The sequence below is a fragment of the Bradyrhizobium sp. SZCCHNS1022 genome (assembly GCF_032484835.1).
In the GTDB taxonomy this organism is placed as follows: domain Bacteria; phylum Pseudomonadota; class Alphaproteobacteria; order Rhizobiales; family Xanthobacteraceae; genus Bradyrhizobium.
The window spans coordinates 576,257-591,625 of sequence record NZ_JAUETT010000003.1; the positions used below are offsets into that span (position 1 = coordinate 576,257).

A 15,369-nucleotide genomic window follows, 5' to 3' on the forward strand; every position below is an offset into this window, starting at 1 on the left:
GCCGATGCAGGGAGAATTTCTAGCGGCCGAACGCGCACTCACGGTCCTTCACGGTTCATCAACCGTATTGGCGATCGGCTGCATCGCCTCCGTCCTCATCTCTGCGCAACCTTCGATGCGGTCCTGTGTCGATTGATCCAGGTCAACGTCGGCAACACGGCCGTTGATTAGCGTACAAACAGGCCGCGGCCCGGATGCCGCCAATCCCCCCTCCTCAGAAGAGAATTCTCTCATGTCGCCCGTGGGCAGCGATGCGAACGCGCATGCGCGTCGCAGACGCATGGAAATTTTCGCCTTCCTGTTTCTAACGGCTGTGCTGATGCCCGCGCTCGCAGTGGCGAGCGTCGGCTCCTATGGGCTTGCGGTGTGGTGCTACCAGATGCTCGCCGGGCCGCCGGGACCGCCTGCCTCGCACTGAACCGCTCTCCTCGACCATCAGGATTCCCCCGTGTCCCGCCTCCAATCTTCCATTAATCGCCGCGCGCTCATCACCGGCCGCGCACTGACCACCGAGCGCGTGATCGCGCCGCCCTCAGGCGAGATCGCCTCGATCATCGTGCAGGCCCGTCCCGATCAGCTCACCACGGTCGAAGCCGGCATCCTCGCGCTCCCTGGCTGCGAAATCCACGGCCGCGACATCAGGGGCAAGCTGATCGTCGTCGTCGATGCCCCCAACGCCGGCGCGCTCGGTTCGACCATGAACACGATCGCCTCGCTCCCCCATGTCCATTCCGCCTGCCTCGTCTTCCACGCCATCGACGCCGGCTAATCACAAGAGACCACAATGACCGACATGAAGATCGATCGCCGCCAGATGCTGAAGCTCGAGGCCGCCGCGATTGCCGCGGCCGCAGCCGGCATGCCGAGGTCGAGCCTGGCGGCAAACCTCATCACCGAGCGCGAAGCCAGCGCGCTGAAATGGGACAAGGCGGCCTGCCGCTTCTGCGGCACCGGCTGCAGCGTGATGGTCGCGACCAAGGACAATCGCGTGGTCGCCACCCACGGCGACATCAAGGCCGAGGTCAACCGCGGGCTGAACTGCGTCAAGGGCTATTTCCTGTCCAAGATCATGTATGGCCACGACCGGCTGACGCAGCCGATGCTGCGTAAGACCAACGGCAGATACGACAAGAACGGCGAGTTCACGCCGGTGTCGTGGGACGAAGCGTTCGACATCATGGCCGTGAAGTTCAAGGATGCGCTGAAAAAGCGCGGCCCTTCCGGCGTCGGCATGTTCGGCTCGGGCCAGTGGACGATCTGGGAGGGCTATGCCGCTTCGAAACTGTTCAAGGCCGGCTTCCGCTCCAACAATATCGATCCCAATGCGCGCCACTGCATGGCCTCCGCGGTCGCTGGCATGATGCGCACCTTCGGCATCGACGAGCCGGCCGGCTGCTATGACGATATCGAGGCCACCGACGCCTTCGTGCTGTGGGGCTCCAACATGGCGGAGATGCATCCGATCCTGTGGACACGGGTGACCGACCGCAGGCTGTCGGCGCCGCATGTCCGGGTCGCCGTGCTCTCGACCTTCGAGCACCGCTCCTTCGATCTCGCCGACATCGGCATGGTGTTCAAGCCGCAGACCGATCTCTACATCCTCAACGCCATCGCCAACCACATCATCAAGACCGGCCGCGTCAACAAGGAGTTCGTCTCCGCACATACCGTGTTTAGGCGCGGCCAGACCGACATCGGCTACGGGCTGCGGCCGGAGCATCCGCTGGAGCAGAAGGCGACCGGGCGCACCAAGGCCAATGACGCGACCGACATCAGCTTCGATGAGTACGTGAAATTCGTCTCGGACTACACGCTGGAGAAGGCCGCCGAGATGTCCGGCGTGCCGCTCAACCGGCTCGAGGCGTTGGCAGAGCTCTATGCCGATCCGAAGACCAAGGTGGTCTCGTTCTGGACCATGGGCTTCAACCAGCACACCCGCGGCGTCTGGTGCAACAACCTCGTCTACAACATCCACCTGTTGACCGGAAAGATCGCAGAAGCCGGCAACAGCCCGTTCTCGCTCACCGGCCAGCCCTCGGCCTGCGGCACCGCGCGCGAGGTCGGCACCTTCTCGCATCGCCTGCCGGCCGACATGGTGGTGACCAACAAGGAGCATCGCGCCAAGGCCGAGCACATCTGGAAGCTGCCGGAAGGCACCATTCCCGACAAGCCCGGCTATCACGCCGTTCAGCAGAGCCGCATGCTGAAGGACGGCCTGCTCAATGCCTATTGGGTTCAGGTCAACAACAATTTGCAGGCCGGCCCCAACGCCAACCAGGAGACCTATCCCGGCTTCCGGAACGCCGACAACTTCATCGTGGTCTCGGATGCCTATCCGTCGGTGACCGCGCTCGCCGCCGATCTCGTTCTGCCGACCGCCATGTGGGTGGAGAAGGAAGGCGCTTACGGCAATGCCGAGCGGCGCACCCAATTCTGGCATCAGCTCGTGACAGCGCCCGGCGAGGCGCGCTCCGACCTCTGGCAGCTGATGGAGTTCTCCAAGCGCTTCAAGGTCGAGGAGGTCTGGCCGGAGGAGCTGATCGTCAAGATGCCGGAGGTTCGCGGCAAGACGCTGTTCGACGTGCTCTATCGCAACGGCCAAGTCGACCAGTTTCCGGTCAGTGAGATCGAGGCCGGCTACGCCAACGACGAATCCAGGGCGTTCGGCTTCTACGTCCAGAAGGGGCTGTTCGAAGAATATGCCTCGTTCGGCCGCGGCCACGGCCATGACCTCGCGCCGTTCGAATCCTATCACCGCGAGCGCGGCCTGCGCTGGCCGGTGGTCAACGGCCAGGAGACGCGCTGGCGCTTCCGCGAGGGCAGCGATCCTTACGTGAAGCAAGGCGCGGGCATTCAGTTCTATGGCTTTCCCGACGGCAAGGCCCGCATCTTCGCCCTTCCCTACGAGCCGCCGGCGGAATCGCCCGACAAGGATTATCCGTTCTGGCTCTCGACCGGCCGCGTCATCGAGCACTGGCATTCCGGCACCATGACGCGCCGGGTGCCCGAGCTCTACAAGGCTTTCCCCGAAGCGGTCTGCTTCATGCACCCTGACGATGCGCAGGACGCGAACCTGCGGCGCGGCGACGAGGTGAAGGTGGCGTCCCGCCGCGGCTTCATCCGCGCCCGGATCGAGACGCGCGGCCGCGACAAGCCACCGCGCGGGCTCGTCTTCGTGCCCTGGTTCGACGAATCCAAGCTGATCAACAAGGTGACGCTCGACGCCACCGATCCGATCTCGCTGCAGGCCGATTTCAAGAAATGCGCCGTGCGCATCGAGCGGGTGTAAGCGCCATGTTCAAGAAACTCACGATGATGCTGCTCGCCGCGACCCTCGCGGCCGGATCAAGCGCGCTGCTGGCGCAAAGCGTGTCGTCCTCTCTGCGCGGGCCGGCGCCGCTCAACGAGGAAGGCCCGGCGCCGCCGATGACGGCGATGAAGAACACCGCCGAGAAGGAGGTGCGCAACTATCCGGAGCAGCCACCGGTGATCCCGCATTCGATCGAAGGCTATCAGGTCGACATGCAGGGCAACAAATGCCTGTCCTGTCATGCCCGCGCCCGTACCGCGGAGTCGCAGGCGCCGATGATTTCGGTGACGCATTTCATGGACCGCGACGGCCAGTTCCTGGCCTCGGTGTCGCCGCGCCGCTTCTTCTGCACCGAATGCCACGTGCCGCAGAGCGTTGCGACGCCGCCGGTCAGCAACGACTTCGTTGATATCGACACGATGCTGAGCCGCGAACGTCCCGGTGGCCGCCGATGAGTACCCGCGAAACCGAAGGCGGCGCGCCGGCCAAGCGCCGCGGATTGCTCGAGCGCGCCTGGACCTTCGTCCTCGACCTGATCGATGTGCTGCTCAAGCCGAGCTCGGTGTTCGCGCTCGGCGCGCTGGTGCTCGCCGGCTTCGTCGCCGGCGTCGTTTTCTGGGGCGGCTTCAACACCGCGTTGGAGCTGACCAACACCGAGAAATTCTGCACCGGCTGCCACGAGATGCGCGACAACGTGTTCGCCGAGCTGAAATCGACGATCCACTTCTCGAACCGCTCCGGCGTGCGCGCGAGCTGCCCGGATTGCCACGTGCCGCACAATTGGACCGACAAGATCGCACGCAAGATGCAGGCATCGAAGGAAGTCTGGGGCCATCTGTTCGGCTCGATCGACACCCGCGAGAAGTTCACCGATCGCAGGATCGAACTCGCCGCCCATGAATGGGCGCGCTTCAAGGCCAATGATTCGCTCGAATGCCGCAACTGCCACAGCGCGCAATCGATGGACATCACCAAGCAATCGCCGCGCGCGGCGGTGGCACATCAGCGTTTCCTGTTCACCGGCGAAAAGACCTGCATCGACTGCCACAAGGGCATCGCGCACCACCTGCCCGACATGCGCGGCGTGCCGGGGTGGCAGTAGAAGACCGTGTAGTCCTTACGCGTCGATATGTCGTAAGCCCTAGCCAAGAGCTCGGTGGTCTCCCCTCCCCCTTGCGGGGAGGGGTTGGGGGTTGGGGTCCACACGGGCAGTCTTTGCTGAGCCCCCCTCCCCGACCCTCCTCCGCAAGGGGGGAGGGAGCGCACCGCCCGCGTTGCGAGAGCGCAGCTCCCGACCTCGACACGTCAGGATCGTCTCTGCCCGAACCCGCTTGATCTCCCAGAAACAGCCCTTAGGTTCACCGGGTCCCGAGTCGCCCCCGCGGCTTCACCCGTTGAGCAATGCCCACCTTCACCCCGCACCAGGATTCCGCACTGAAAGCCGTCGGCGACTGGCTGAAGGCCAAGCCCGGCCGCAACGGCACGCCGCCGGTATTTCGCCTGTTCGGCTATGCCGGAACCGGCAAGACCACGCTGGCCCGTCACATCGCCGAAGGCGTCGACGGCGAGGTCAAGTTCGCCGCCTTCACCGGCAAGGCCGCGCTCGTCATGCGCAACAAGGGCTGCGACAACGCCTCCACCATCCATTCGCTGATCTACCGGGCGCAGGAGAGCGGCGAGGAGCAGCCGAATTTCGAGTTGTGGGACGATGCGCCGGCCTCCAAGGCCAAGCTGATCATCATCGACGAATGCTCGATGGTGGATGCCGATCTCGGCCGCGACTTGCTCTCCTTCGATTGCCCCCTGCTCGTGCTCGGCGATCCCGCGCAGTTGCCGCCGATCAAGGGCGGCGGCTTCTTCACGGAGTCGGAGCCGGATGCGATGCTGACCGAGGTGCATCGCCAGGCGCAGGACGATCCGATCGTGCGGATGTCGATGGATGTCCGCGAAGGCAACACGCTCGATGTCGGCCGCTACGGCGAGAGCGAAGTGGTGGAGCGCCACGAGCTCGACCCCACCCGCGTGATGGGCGCCGATCAGGTCCTGGTCGGGCGCAACAACACCCGCCGCGCCTACAACATGCGGGTGCGGCAGCGCCTCGACATCGAGGACACATTGCCGGTCGCCGGCGACAAGCTGGTCTGCCTGCGTAACAATCGCAAGAAGGGCCTATTCAATGGCGGGCTGTGGCGGGTGAAATCGCGCACCGCTTCGAAATCGAAGATCATCGGCATGCGGCTCGCGCCGGACGAGGATCTCGGTCGCAAGGTGACCAAGGTCTCGGTCCGCGGCGAGTGCTTCGCCGGCGGCATCGAGGACATTCCCTGGGAACAGCGCAAGCCCTATGATGAGTTCGACTACGGCTATGTGCTGACCGTGCACAAGTCGCAGGGCTCGCAATGGGACGACGTCGTGCTGTTCGACGAGAGCTTTGCTTTCGGCGAGAGCCGCGCCCGTTGGCTCTATACCGGCATCACCCGCGCCGCGAAGCGGCTCTCGATCGTGGTGTGATCGACGTCATCGCCACATCGCGCGCGTCAATGCCGGCGACGATACGGCCTGCGAGGAACCACCGGCGTCGGCCCGGCCGTGGCATCCAAGGGCGCCATCTGGTGCGCCCGCCGCATCAGGGCCTCGGGCGTCAGCGCGCCGCCATTGAGCACGTCGCGATCGGGGTGCATCGCCTGAAAGGCGGCAGGCTCCGAGAACGACTGTGCCGATCCGGCGGACATGGCCGCCATGGACAGCACCAGCGATGCGGCAAGTGTCTTCGCAACGGTCCTCGTCATGAATTCAACCTCCAGCTGCTGGAAAAGATCATAGCACGCCAACGGTTCCTGCAACATCAGGCCGCCATCATCAGCGGCGATACGGCCGCTGATGATGCACATAGACCCGGCCCGGCACCGGAGTAGCATACGGATAAACCGGCGCCGCGCCGCCGGCGCGCTCCAGGCCCATGCGGCCCGCGGGCGTCAGCGCCCCGCCATTGAGCACGTCGCGATTGGGGTACATGGCCTGAAATGCAGACGGCTCCTGCTCGCCCCAGAACCAGCCCTGGGCCGATGCCGGCGCAGCGCCAGCAACTGCCGACAGCGCAAGCGTCACTGCAAATACCTTCCAAATAGTCATGGTTGTCCTCCGTCTCTCTTACGTGCGGAGAAACGCGTTCGTCTGCTGCTCTGATCGGAGACGTTTCCAGCGGAAATTCTTGTCGGTGATGCCGATGTAGGAAGCACGCCGGCAGACGCCCAATCACCGTGCATCACGACCATGCGAATGATACGAACTATCGTTCTCGATGCGCGCTCCTCCGCTCCCGAAAGCGCGTTGTTTGTTGCTCTCGCTTCCGAGACGGTGCGCAAGACGGTTTTATTCCCCGGCAGACGCGTGCTGACAAAGAACTAATGGCTGGCGATCACGGCTCCGCGACCGCTGACTGACGATGGTCTCACAGCGTTTCGCGATGCTTCCACGATGATTCTCGCGGGAGCGTCAGAAGTACCGCGCCAGCCGCTTCCCTGGCAGCAGGTCATATGGCGCCTTCCAGCCGGGCAGCGCGGCGATGCGCCGCAGCCAAGCGTGAACATCAGGAAAGTTTGCGGCGAGATCGTAGCCGCTCTCCTCCACCGGAAACATGAGGTAGCCGCACATCGAGATGTCGGCCACCGTCGGCCGCTCGCCGATGATGAACGGCCGCTGCGCCACTTCGCTCGCGACAATCGAGAGGAAATCATCGATGCGCTTGCGGAAGAATTTCTGCACGCCCTCGTTCGGCGACGGTGTGAAGGCACGGCGATAGCGGTAGCTCGCCATGTAGCCCGATAGCTTGTGATTGTCCCAGAACAGCCAGCGCAGGATCTCGAACCGCTCGCGCTCGTCGGTCGCGCCGAACTGTCCATAGCGCTCGGCGAGCCGTAGCAGAATCGGCGCGGTCTGGGTCAGGCGGACACCATCCTCCTCCAGCACCGGAATCTCGCCCATGGGATTGACGCTCCCGCGCCACTCCGGCGTGAGGGTGACGCCGCCACCGAAATCGGTCCACACCGGTTCGAAGCTTTGGCCGCAAAGCGTGAGCATGAGCGCCAGCTTGTAGCTGTTGCCGGATTCCGGGAAATAGTGCAGCCGATAGGTCGCCATCTCAGCGGTCGCCTCCATGTGCGGACGGAAGCCTAAACGAGCGCGGCGGACCTGACCATTCAGTTTTCGGCTGCAAGCCTTCAGCGGCATGCAAGGCGTCGTCACGCCTCCCATCTATGCCGCGAAGGCCGCGGCCTCCGCAAACAGCCAGTCGCGGAATTGCGCGAAGCCGCGCGCCTGCTCCGCACGACCGCCGCGATGCACCAGATGAAACTGGCGCGGCAGCCGCACAGGCTCGGTGAACAACGGCGTCAGCCGGCCGCTCGCAACGAATGGCCGAACCACCGGATCGAGCCCGAGCGCGATGCCCATGCCCGCAGAGGCGGCCTCGTAGACGACCTGCAGATTGTCGAAGGCAAGACAGTGTTGCGGGATAGCGTTGACCCCGACGCCGGCGAACCACTCCTGCCAGAACGCGATCTGATGGCTGGTGCCGATCAGCCTCTGCTCCAACAGCGCGCGCGGCTCGTGGCATTCGGTCTTGCCGAGAAACTGCGGGCTGGCCACCGGCACTGCGTCGACGGCCAGCAGCGGTTCGCAGACGAGACCCGGCCACGGTCCCCGCCCGAGCCGGATCGCGCAGTCGATCTCCCGACGGGACTCCAGGTCTTCGATCTCCGGCGAGGTGTGCAGCTGGAGTTCGATCCCATCGTGCTGCGTCTGAAAACGCTGCAAACGTGGAATCAGCCAATTTGCGGCGAATGTCGGCATCACGCTGACGGTCAGGCCCTTGCGCTGCCCACGCCTCCTCACCGCCTCCGTCGCCCGCGCCATCCGCTCCCAGGCCGGATCGAGTGCCGCGAAGTAGTCACGACCGGCATCTGTCAGCGAGAGTCCGCGCGGCTGCCGTTCGAACAGCCGTGCGTCAAGCTCGGCCTCCAACAGCTGGATGCGCCGGCTCAATGCAGGCACCGTGAGGTTCAACCGAAGCGCGGCTTGCGCCAGGCTGCCGACGCGCGCCACCGCCACAAAGGCTTCGATGTTTTTCAGAGGAATTCGCCGCATGAGGGAAGTTTAGAGCAGCATCTCGACCGGTGCGAGGATGCTGCATGCAAGATCGAGACATAGCCTCATGCAGAAATTGCCCGTCGTGCCAATCTGCCGCATGTGTGTCGCCTTGCCGTGTCGGGCAAATCACCGGCACACTCTCCCGCGTCTCAGCCCACAAGAGGGGCGCTTCGCGATCGTCACGAGTGTCGGGCCTGGGATGCGACGGACGCAAGGGTATCGCAGCGTGGTTGCACGCCGACGAACGATATCAGCGCGTACGGTGAAATCGTGTGGTCCTGATACTCCGACGCTAGTATCAAGCTCGCGATGAGGTTTCGCCTCGCGCAGGTGACGGTGGCCAAAAAGCCCGGCGCACCGGGGAGACCACGTATAAGCCGTAAGACCGTCGTGCAGGGAAGGCCGGTTGTTCGGCTCGTACCTGTGGTGACTGCCGCCTGCATTTTCTTCTGCAGGCGGGCCATGGGTGCGGCCAGCATCCGGCCTTCCCTGTGCCCTCTTCGCGGAGAGGGACGCGAAACCATCATCACTCGGACGCAAAACGCGCCGCGAGGTCGGCAGTCATGTTCGCTTTCAGCTTCGGCTTTCATCGGCCCAGAGCGGTCCGGTCGCAACCCTTATCCTATCACGCAGTCGTGTCCCGGAGGCCGTAACGGGCACGGACGATGCGCGTATCTTGCGAGGATGCCGGCGGGACAGCCTCGCCCCGTCCGGACTTGACGACGAATAGCCAGAGACTGACTGAGAGGACACCCCATGCGCCGCAATCCGCTCCACCGCCTGCTCCCGAAAGCCACGATCCTCGGCGTCTTGACAGGCGTCTTGGCCGGAGCCGCCCTGCTCGCCGTCGCGCCTTTGCGTGCGGCCGAGGATGCCGTGGTGATCCCGCCGCCAGCCCAGGATGAGCCGGCCGCCAGCGGGCTGGAGACGGCCGTCCTGGCCGGCGGCTGCTTCTGGGGGGTACAGGGCGTCTATCAGCACACCGCGGGCGTCGTGAATGCGGTGTCGGGCTACGCCGGCGGCAGCAAGGCGACCGCCGACTACCACACCGTCTCGACCGGCAGTACCGGCCACGCGGAATCCGTCGAGATCAAATTCGACCCGAAGAAGATCAGCTACGGCAAGATCCTGCAGATCTTCTTCTCGGTCGTGCACGATCCGACCCAGCTCAACCGGCAGGGGCCGGATACCGGAACGCAATATCGCTCGGCGATCTTCGTAACCTCAGACGCGCAGAAGAAGGTGGCGGAGGCCTATATCGCCCAGCTCGACCAGGCCAAGGTGTTCAAGAAGCCGATCGTGACCAAGATCGGCAAGCTCGATGGCTTCTATCCGGCGGAAGGTTATCATCAGGACTATCTGACGCTGCACCCGAGCCAGCCCTATATTGCCTATAACGACCTGCCGAAGATCGAGAACCTGAAGAAGATCTTCGCCGAGAACTACCTGGAAAAGCCGACCTTGGTGAGCGACGCCAAAGCGACCAACTAAGGCGAACCAACTGACGGCATAACAAGAATGCGGCTGATCAAGCCGCTGGAGAGCGAGACATGACCGACACCAAGACGAGCGAGAAGATCGTCAAGAGCGAGACAGAGTGGCGCAAGGAGCTGACACCGATGCAATATGCGGTGCTGCGCGAGAAGGCGACCGAGCGCCCCTTCACCGGCGAGTACGAGCATGATCACCGCGCCGGCACTTACGTCTGCGCCGGATGCGGCCAGACCCTGTTCGAGTCCGATGCGAAGTTCGAGTCCGGCTGCGGCTGGCCGAGCTTCACCCGGCCGGCGGCCGAGAGCCATATCGACGAAGAGAGCGATACCAGCCACGGCATGGTCCGCACCGAGGTCCTGTGCTCGCGCTGCAGCGGCCATCTCGGTCACGTTTTTCCGGATGGCCCCGGCCCGACGGGGCTGCGTTATTGCATCAATTCGGCGGCGCTGAAGCTGAAGCCGCGGTGAACTGGTGAGGGCGGCGCTGGGGTCCGCCCTTGGCCCGTCATCCGGCGGAGGTAGGCGGGCGCCGTCCCGCTCCTGCCAAAGCAATCAAACCAGCACACGACATCGCCAGGAGGGTGATCAGGAAATGATTATTCACCCACTGGTTGAAAATAACATAAGTTACTGAAATACATTTATTTTCCGGGCTCGAGGGGAGCGCTCCTGGATTTACGATGTGCTCCTGGGGGATTCGCAATTTTGTCAAAAAGGCTTATATTAGCGCTGTAACTGACATGCAGGGCCGGGCCGCCTGGGCGGCTTTAACCGCCCTCGACACCCGCAATCGCTGGCGCCAGCCGCCACGCTGCAACAGAAAGCTCGCGTCAGCGCTCCATCCGACAAGAAGAGGTCTCAGACCATGCGTCCTATGCGTCCGTTCAACTTCAACACATCGGCCGAACTGTTCCCCGCCGCCATCCGCAAGAAGAAGCGGGCAGGCTTTGCCTATCGGCGGTTTGGCACCGCGGCGGAAGCCGTGCGTTTTGCCATGGAGGAACTGCCGGCGGATTCGCTGAACGGCGCCTATCTGCAGGTCGAGGAGGCCCGCTTCGACCAGAACGGCATTCGCTCGCTGTACGAGAGCGAGGCGTTCCCGCTGCCGCGCCGCGCGGCGCCGAAGACGCCGGATGCCAATGCGGCGTAAGCCTCCGATACATTCGACTTTAAACCCTGCCCCGCCTTGTGCGGGGCAGTTTTTTTCTGAAGCCTCTTTTGCTGCTTTTGCCGGTTTACCGCGGCTGGGTGTCCAGCCAGCGCCGCAAGATCCGGGCGTTGCGCATATTGGCGCGGAACAACACGTCGAATGCGTCACCCGCCACGGGCACCATGCCGACCACGCCTTCGACGGCGACATTGGCGAGCATGCGGGTGATGACATGCCAGGGCGCGCCGAGCGCGCGGGCCTCGCGCACCAGCCACAGCGACAATGCCGTCGCGATCAGGTCGCCAACGACCGGGATCAGGCCGATGATGCCATCGATGCCGTAACGGATATTGGTGCCGGGCAGCACGAAGGCGACGTCGAGCAGCTTCGCGATCGCTTCCAGGCGGATCATCCGCTGCTCGCGGGTCAGGTTGCCGAATGGATTGGCCGTCTGGAAATCGAAACGGTAACCGCCCGCATTCTGGAACGAACCCGTAAACGCCCCATGGGGCATTTCGTACGGGACTTCGCGCCCCTCCTGGTCGATCACCGGCCCGCGCGCCTCGGCGCCCGTGAAGCGCGCATGCGAGGTCCGTCCGGTGGGGCGGCGCGACCGGCTCGTGATGTTGTCTTGTGGCATGCCCATGAGATGGAAACGCGAGAGCGCAACACAAGTTGCGTCACGCCGTCGCGCTCAGGCGGCCGAAGGGGCAGCCGGCTGCGGTTCCTCAACGAATTTGTGCACCAGCCAGGACGAGACCGTCGCCGGGATGAAACCGACCAGGCCGTACAGGATGAACTGCGCCACGCCGGAATCCGCCCCGTGCGACGAATAGTTGAAAGCAGCCAGCAGGAACGCGATCGCGCCGACCAGCAGCATGCGCACGACCGGCCCGATGCGCCTGACATGGCAGAGGATGTCGTCGATGGCGCACATCATGAGCGCAGGCAGGAAGCCGAACAGGTAGCTGTATTGCAGCGAAACCGCGAAGACCTTGAACACCTTTGCGATCTCGGCCGCATTGGTGCCGGTCCAGTAGCCGGACTGATAGGTGGTGACGAGCAGGAGGCAGAATCCGCCGAGCGCAGGTCCTACGGCGACGAAGATCAGATAGCGTTTCATGCCTCACTCCCTCCGCCCTGCCGGTCGATCGCAGCCGGGCGCCCGCTTACTCACCCCATTGAGCGAACGCATCGTTGAAGGCGCGCTCGCCAGGCTCACCCTTCTCGATCGCGATGATCGCGCGGCGCTGGTTGGTGTAGACCAGCGGCACGTCGAACCAGGAGCGCTCCTTCAGGAGCTGGGTGTTGCGGGCGCGGTCGGAGTCCACATTGGACAATCCGACCAGGAAGAAGCCGTCGGTGACCTTGACCGCGAGGCCTGCGAGGGGCGTACCGCGCGCCTGCTCGTTGGACTTCATCAGCAGGCCCGGCACGTTCCCCACGCCGCCGCCGGAGAAGTCAGGCGGCAGGATGAAGGTCAGCTCGACCGTATGGCTGGCCGGCAGCGACGAATCCATGTTGCGCCGGAACGACATCGTCATCTTGAACTTGCGATCCGGGATCTCGATGTCGCCGCGTACCGCGATGTCCGGCTTCTGCTGGCCGGAGCCCTTGATCTGCTCGGTGCGCCAGACCACCGTCCCGATATACTGCTTGCCCTTGGGATCGGACGGATCCTCATCGTAGAGCACCACGCGCTGGGCGACCGGCGCGATCTGGTCGGACTGCGACTGACCGACCCGATCCGGAATCTTTGGTTTGGTCAACGGCGCCGTGGTGTCCTTCGGTGTCTCGACGGCGGGCGACGACCTGAGCATGTTGCCGACGGCCGAAACAATCGGCCTGCCCCACAACAGGCCCGCGCCGATCAGAATCAGGACGACGCCGACCGCGATCGCGCTCTTGAACGGGAATGTGGCGCGCCCGCCCAGCTTCTTGTTGGCCTCGCGGTCCCGCTCGGCGCCAGCGCGCGACCGGCCGGATTGCGCCGGCAACGCGTAGCGTTCGGCTTCCTCCACCGCTTCATCGTAGGAATAAGGTCCGTCGGACGCCGCCCCATGGTCATCGGGCCCCGGCTCCAGCCGGTCCAGGTCGGTCGGCGGCACGTTGGCGTAGGTCTTGCGCGCGGCCCGGTTGGCCTGGGCCGTCGCCTTGCCGAGGTCGTCGACGTCGGCCGTGATATCGCGGAAGCCGCGCATGGCCGGCGGCTGCCCGTCCCCATTATTGTTGTCGGGACCGCGCCGCGGTCCCGCGGCACGCTCGCGCAGGGGCGGCATCCGCGCCTCCGGGATCGCCCCTTGCGGCTGGCCCTGTGGCGGCTGCGGCCGAGGCGGCATCGCCGCTTGCCCGGCGTCGGGCCGTGGATTGCGCGGCAGCCGCGTCTGGTCGGGGGACGCAGGCTCACCGCCCGGCGGCCGCTCGCTGCGCCCTTGAGAAGGAGCGGCCGGCCGCGGCCGTGGTCCTGGCGCACTGGCACCCTGCTCGGACCCGGCCGGCGGTGGCGCTCCCGGCTGCCCCGCGGGGGCGGATGGAGCGTCTGCACTGCGCCCACCGGCACGGCGCAGGGCATCGCCCGGCCGGGGGCTGCCGCCCGCCGCCCGCGCTGCATCGCGCGCACGCTGCGCGGCTTCCGCTTCGACCTTGCGGACCGCCTCTTCCAGCGCCAGCCGCTCGCGGGTGATTTCCGATTCGGACAGCGGCGGCTGCACGCCGCGCAACTGCGCGATCAGCGCCGCTCGTGCCCGCTCATAGAGCGCACGACGACTTTCGCCGCTGGCATTGGGGTCCAGTCCGGCGATGGCACGGGCGATCAGCGGGTAGTAGTCGGCCATGTCAACTCAACTTGCGCGCTTGCCTGCCATATCCAGTCAAGCCTCGAACGGGTTCTGGACCAGAATAGTATCCTCGCGTTCGGGGCTCGTGGAAAGCAGAGCAATCGGACAACCCACCAGTTCCTCGACCCGCCGCACATATTTGATCGCCTGCGCCGGCAGATCCGCCCAGGACCGCGCATTCGCCGTGGGCTGCTTCCAGCCTTCGATGGTCTCGTAGATCGGCTCGACCCGCGCCTGCGCACCTTCGCCGGCGGGCAGATGATCGATTTCCTTGCCGTCCAGCCTGTAGCCGACACAGACATCGATCGAATCGAAGCCATCGAGAATGTCGAGCTTGGTCAGCGCCAGCCCGCTGATGCCGCAGGTCCGCACCGTCTGGCGCACCAGCACGGCGTCGAACCAGCCGCAACGGCGCTTGCGCCCGGTGTTGACGCCGAATTCCTTGCCCCTGCGACCGATCTCTTCCCCGATCTCATTGGTGAGTTCGGTCGGGAAGGGCCCCTGGCCAACGCGCGTGGTGTAGGCTTTGCAGATGCCGAGCACATAGCCGACACTGCCGGGCCCCATGCCGGTCCCGGTCGCCGCCTGCGCCGCCACCGTGTTCGACGAGGTGACATACGGATAGGTGCCGTGATCGACGTCGAGCAGCGCGCCCTGCGCGCCCTCGAACAGGATGCGCTTGCCCTCGCGCCGCTTGGCATCGAGCAGGCGCCAGACCGTCTCGGCGTAAGGCAGAAGCTGCGGCGCCATCTCCGCCAGCCCGCGCAGGATTTCGTTGCCGTCGATCTGTTCGAGGCCGAGGCCCCGGCGCAGCGCATTGTGATGGGCAAGCAGCCGATCGATCTTGTGCGGCAAGGTGCCGAGATCGGCGAGGTCCATCAGGCGGATCGCACGGCGGCCGACCTTGTCCTCATAGGCCGGGCCAATGCCGCGGCGCGTGGTGCCGATCGCAGTCGCCGTGTTCGACGACTCCCGGAGCGCATCGAGCTCACGGTGCAGCGGCAGGATCAGCGTGACGTTTTCGGCGATGCGCAGATTGTCCGGCCCGATCGCGACGCCCTGGCCCTGGAGCTTTGCGACCTCCTCAAGAAAGGCCTGCGGGTCGAACACGACGCCGTTGCCGATCACCGACAGCTTGCCCGGCCGCAGCACGCCCGAGGGCAGCAGCGCGAGCTTGTAGGTCGCGCCATTGATGACAAGGGTATGGCCGGCATTATGGCCGCCCTGGAAGCGCACGACGATGTCGGCTTGCTCCGACAGCCAGTCGACGATCTTGCCCTTCCCCTCGTCGCCCCATTGGGCGCCGACGACGACCACATTAGCCATTCCCAGCTCTTTCCTCTGCCATTATCCAAAACAGCACGATCTGCGCGGAAATTAACGGTTCCCATTTCCAAGGGCCGTCGTGCCCAATCATGCGCCCAGCCAGAA

General features: G+C 64.8%; 17 protein-coding genes. 9 read left to right on the forward strand and 8 right to left on the reverse strand.

The window, feature by feature from the left end; translation table 11 throughout:
* The first annotated feature begins 232 nt into the window (after window positions 1-232).
* The 6 genes from napE (at window position 233) to QX071_RS22365 (ending at window position 5,821) form a co-directional block, all read left to right on the forward strand.
* Window positions 233-418 carry a periplasmic nitrate reductase, NapE protein gene (gene napE / locus QX071_RS22340; RefSeq protein WP_315704828.1) on the forward strand — a complete coding sequence of 62 codons (186 nt, stop codon included), beginning with the start codon at window positions 233-235 and terminating at the stop codon, window positions 416-418.
* 30 nt (window positions 419-448) lie between these two features.
* Window positions 449-769: a chaperone NapD gene (locus QX071_RS22345; RefSeq protein ID WP_315704829.1), complete on the forward strand. Its 321-nt coding sequence runs from the start codon at window positions 449-451 to the stop codon at window positions 767-769.
* Between the two features lie 15 nt (window positions 770-784).
* Window positions 785-3,289: a nitrate reductase catalytic subunit NapA gene (gene napA, locus QX071_RS22350; protein WP_315727644.1), complete on the forward strand. Its 2,505-nt coding sequence runs from the start codon at window positions 785-787 to the stop codon at window positions 3,287-3,289.
* Between the two features lie 23 nt (window positions 3,290-3,312).
* A complete protein-coding gene (locus QX071_RS22355) occupies window positions 3,313-3,765 on the forward strand; it encodes a nitrate reductase cytochrome c-type subunit (protein WP_409977591.1) in 453 nt (150 codons plus the stop codon).
* Window positions 3,762-4,412 (forward strand): NapC/NirT family cytochrome c, encoded by a 651-nt coding sequence (locus QX071_RS22360; RefSeq protein WP_315727641.1) that lies wholly within the window; start codon window positions 3,762-3,764, stop codon window positions 4,410-4,412. Before QX071_RS22355 ends, QX071_RS22360 begins: the two co-directional genes overlap by 4 nt.
* Window positions 4,413-4,711: 299 nt before the next feature.
* Complete coding sequence (locus tag QX071_RS22365; protein ID WP_315704833.1) at window positions 4,712-5,821, forward strand: ATP-dependent RecD-like DNA helicase; 1,110 nt, start codon at window positions 4,712-4,714, stop codon at window positions 5,819-5,821.
* Between the two features lie 26 nt (window positions 5,822-5,847).
* Here QX071_RS22365 and QX071_RS22370 read toward each other — a convergent pair whose 3' ends face one another.
* The 4 genes from QX071_RS22370 to QX071_RS22385 form a co-directional block, all read right to left on the reverse strand.
* A complete protein-coding gene (locus QX071_RS22370; protein WP_315704834.1) occupies window positions 5,848-6,201 on the reverse strand; it encodes a hypothetical protein in 354 nt (117 codons plus the stop codon).
* Window positions 6,170-6,442, reverse strand: a complete 273-nt coding sequence (locus QX071_RS22375) for a hypothetical protein (RefSeq protein ID WP_315704835.1) — start codon at window positions 6,440-6,442, stop codon at window positions 6,170-6,172. The genes QX071_RS22370 and QX071_RS22375 overlap by 32 nt, the downstream gene beginning before the upstream one ends.
* 363 nt (window positions 6,443-6,805) lie before the next feature.
* The gene (locus QX071_RS22380; protein WP_315704975.1) at window positions 6,806-7,450 is read right to left on the reverse strand and encodes a glutathione S-transferase family protein; all 645 of its coding nucleotides are present in this window, start codon (window positions 7,448-7,450) and stop codon (window positions 6,806-6,808) included.
* Window positions 7,451-7,564: 114 nt separating this feature from the next.
* Window positions 7,565-8,455 (reverse strand): LysR substrate-binding domain-containing protein, encoded by an 891-nt coding sequence (locus tag QX071_RS22385; protein WP_315704836.1) that lies wholly within the window; start codon window positions 8,453-8,455, stop codon window positions 7,565-7,567.
* 759 nt (window positions 8,456-9,214) lie between these two features.
* Here QX071_RS22385 and msrA point away from each other — a divergent pair.
* The 3 genes from msrA to QX071_RS22400 all read left to right on the forward strand — a co-directional run bounded on the left by msrA (window position 9,215) and on the right by QX071_RS22400 (window position 11,101).
* On the forward strand, window positions 9,215-9,949 hold the full coding sequence (msrA, locus tag QX071_RS22390) for a peptide-methionine (S)-S-oxide reductase MsrA (protein ID WP_315704837.1): 735 nt from the start codon (window positions 9,215-9,217) through the stop codon (window positions 9,947-9,949).
* A gap of 59 nt (window positions 9,950-10,008) precedes the next feature.
* Window positions 10,009-10,419, forward strand: coding sequence for a peptide-methionine (R)-S-oxide reductase MsrB (msrB, locus tag QX071_RS22395; protein ID WP_315704838.1), 411 nt, complete (start codon window positions 10,009-10,011; stop codon window positions 10,417-10,419).
* A 397-nt stretch (window positions 10,420-10,816) separates the two neighbouring features.
* Complete coding sequence (locus tag QX071_RS22400) at window positions 10,817-11,101, forward strand: hypothetical protein (protein ID WP_315704839.1); 285 nt, start codon at window positions 10,817-10,819, stop codon at window positions 11,099-11,101.
* An 85-nt stretch (window positions 11,102-11,186) separates the two neighbouring features.
* On the opposite strand, the gene QX071_RS22405 is transcribed toward QX071_RS22400, so the two are convergent.
* From QX071_RS22405 to QX071_RS22420, 4 genes are read right to left on the reverse strand one after another with little or no spacing between them, the layout of a single operon-like run.
* Window positions 11,187-11,747: a DUF4112 domain-containing protein gene (locus QX071_RS22405; RefSeq protein WP_315704840.1), complete on the reverse strand. Its 561-nt coding sequence runs from the start codon at window positions 11,745-11,747 to the stop codon at window positions 11,187-11,189.
* A gap of 48 nt (window positions 11,748-11,795) precedes the next feature.
* Window positions 11,796-12,224, reverse strand: a complete 429-nt coding sequence (locus tag QX071_RS22410; RefSeq protein ID WP_315704841.1) for a DUF5413 family protein — start codon at window positions 12,222-12,224, stop codon at window positions 11,796-11,798.
* Window positions 12,225-12,270: 46 nt separating this feature from the next.
* Window positions 12,271-13,935 carry a hypothetical protein gene (locus QX071_RS22415; protein WP_315704842.1) on the reverse strand — a complete coding sequence of 555 codons (1,665 nt, stop codon included), beginning with the start codon at window positions 13,933-13,935 and terminating at the stop codon, window positions 12,271-12,273.
* Window positions 13,936-13,971: 36 nt separating this feature from the next.
* Window positions 13,972-15,264 (reverse strand): adenylosuccinate synthase, encoded by a 1,293-nt coding sequence (locus QX071_RS22420; RefSeq protein ID WP_315704843.1) that lies wholly within the window; start codon window positions 15,262-15,264, stop codon window positions 13,972-13,974.
* Window positions 15,265-15,369 lie beyond the last annotated feature (105 nt).

What these genes read in the sequence shown, in the direction of transcription:
- napE (WP_315704828.1), top strand. Translation starts at nt 233, where the DNA reads ATGTCGCCCGTGGGCAGCGATGCGAACGCGCATGCGCGTCGCAGACGC.
- napA (WP_315727644.1), top strand. Translation starts at nt 785, where the DNA reads ATGACCGACATGAAGATCGATCGCCGCCAGATGCTGAAGCTCGAGGCC.
- QX071_RS22355 (WP_409977591.1), top strand. Translation starts at nt 3,313, where the DNA reads ATGATGCTGCTCGCCGCGACCCTCGCGGCCGGATCAAGCGCGCTGCTG.
- QX071_RS22360 (WP_315727641.1), top strand. Translation starts at nt 3,762, where the DNA reads ATGAGTACCCGCGAAACCGAAGGCGGCGCGCCGGCCAAGCGCCGCGGA.
- QX071_RS22365 (WP_315704833.1), top strand. Translation starts at nt 4,712, where the DNA reads ATGCCCACCTTCACCCCGCACCAGGATTCCGCACTGAAAGCCGTCGGC.
- QX071_RS22370 (WP_315704834.1), bottom strand. Translation starts at nt 6,201, where the DNA reads ATGTGCATCATCAGCGGCCGTATCGCCGCTGATGATGGCGGCCTGATG.
- QX071_RS22375 (WP_315704835.1), bottom strand. Translation starts at nt 6,442, where the DNA reads ATGACTATTTGGAAGGTATTTGCAGTGACGCTTGCGCTGTCGGCAGTT.
- QX071_RS22380 (WP_315704975.1), bottom strand. Translation starts at nt 7,450, where the DNA reads ATGGCGACCTATCGGCTGCACTATTTCCCGGAATCCGGCAACAGCTAC.
- QX071_RS22385 (WP_315704836.1), bottom strand. Translation starts at nt 8,455, where the DNA reads ATGCGGCGAATTCCTCTGAAAAACATCGAAGCCTTTGTGGCGGTGGCG.
- msrA (WP_315704837.1), top strand. Translation starts at nt 9,215, where the DNA reads ATGCGCCGCAATCCGCTCCACCGCCTGCTCCCGAAAGCCACGATCCTC.
- msrB (WP_315704838.1), top strand. Translation starts at nt 10,009, where the DNA reads ATGACCGACACCAAGACGAGCGAGAAGATCGTCAAGAGCGAGACAGAG.
- QX071_RS22400 (WP_315704839.1), top strand. Translation starts at nt 10,817, where the DNA reads ATGCGTCCTATGCGTCCGTTCAACTTCAACACATCGGCCGAACTGTTC.
- QX071_RS22405 (WP_315704840.1), bottom strand. Translation starts at nt 11,747, where the DNA reads ATGGGCATGCCACAAGACAACATCACGAGCCGGTCGCGCCGCCCCACC.
- QX071_RS22410 (WP_315704841.1), bottom strand. Translation starts at nt 12,224, where the DNA reads ATGAAACGCTATCTGATCTTCGTCGCCGTAGGACCTGCGCTCGGCGGA.
- QX071_RS22415 (WP_315704842.1), bottom strand. Translation starts at nt 13,935, where the DNA reads ATGGCCGACTACTACCCGCTGATCGCCCGTGCCATCGCCGGACTGGAC.
- QX071_RS22420 (WP_315704843.1), bottom strand. Translation starts at nt 15,264, where the DNA reads ATGGCTAATGTGGTCGTCGTCGGCGCCCAATGGGGCGACGAGGGGAAG.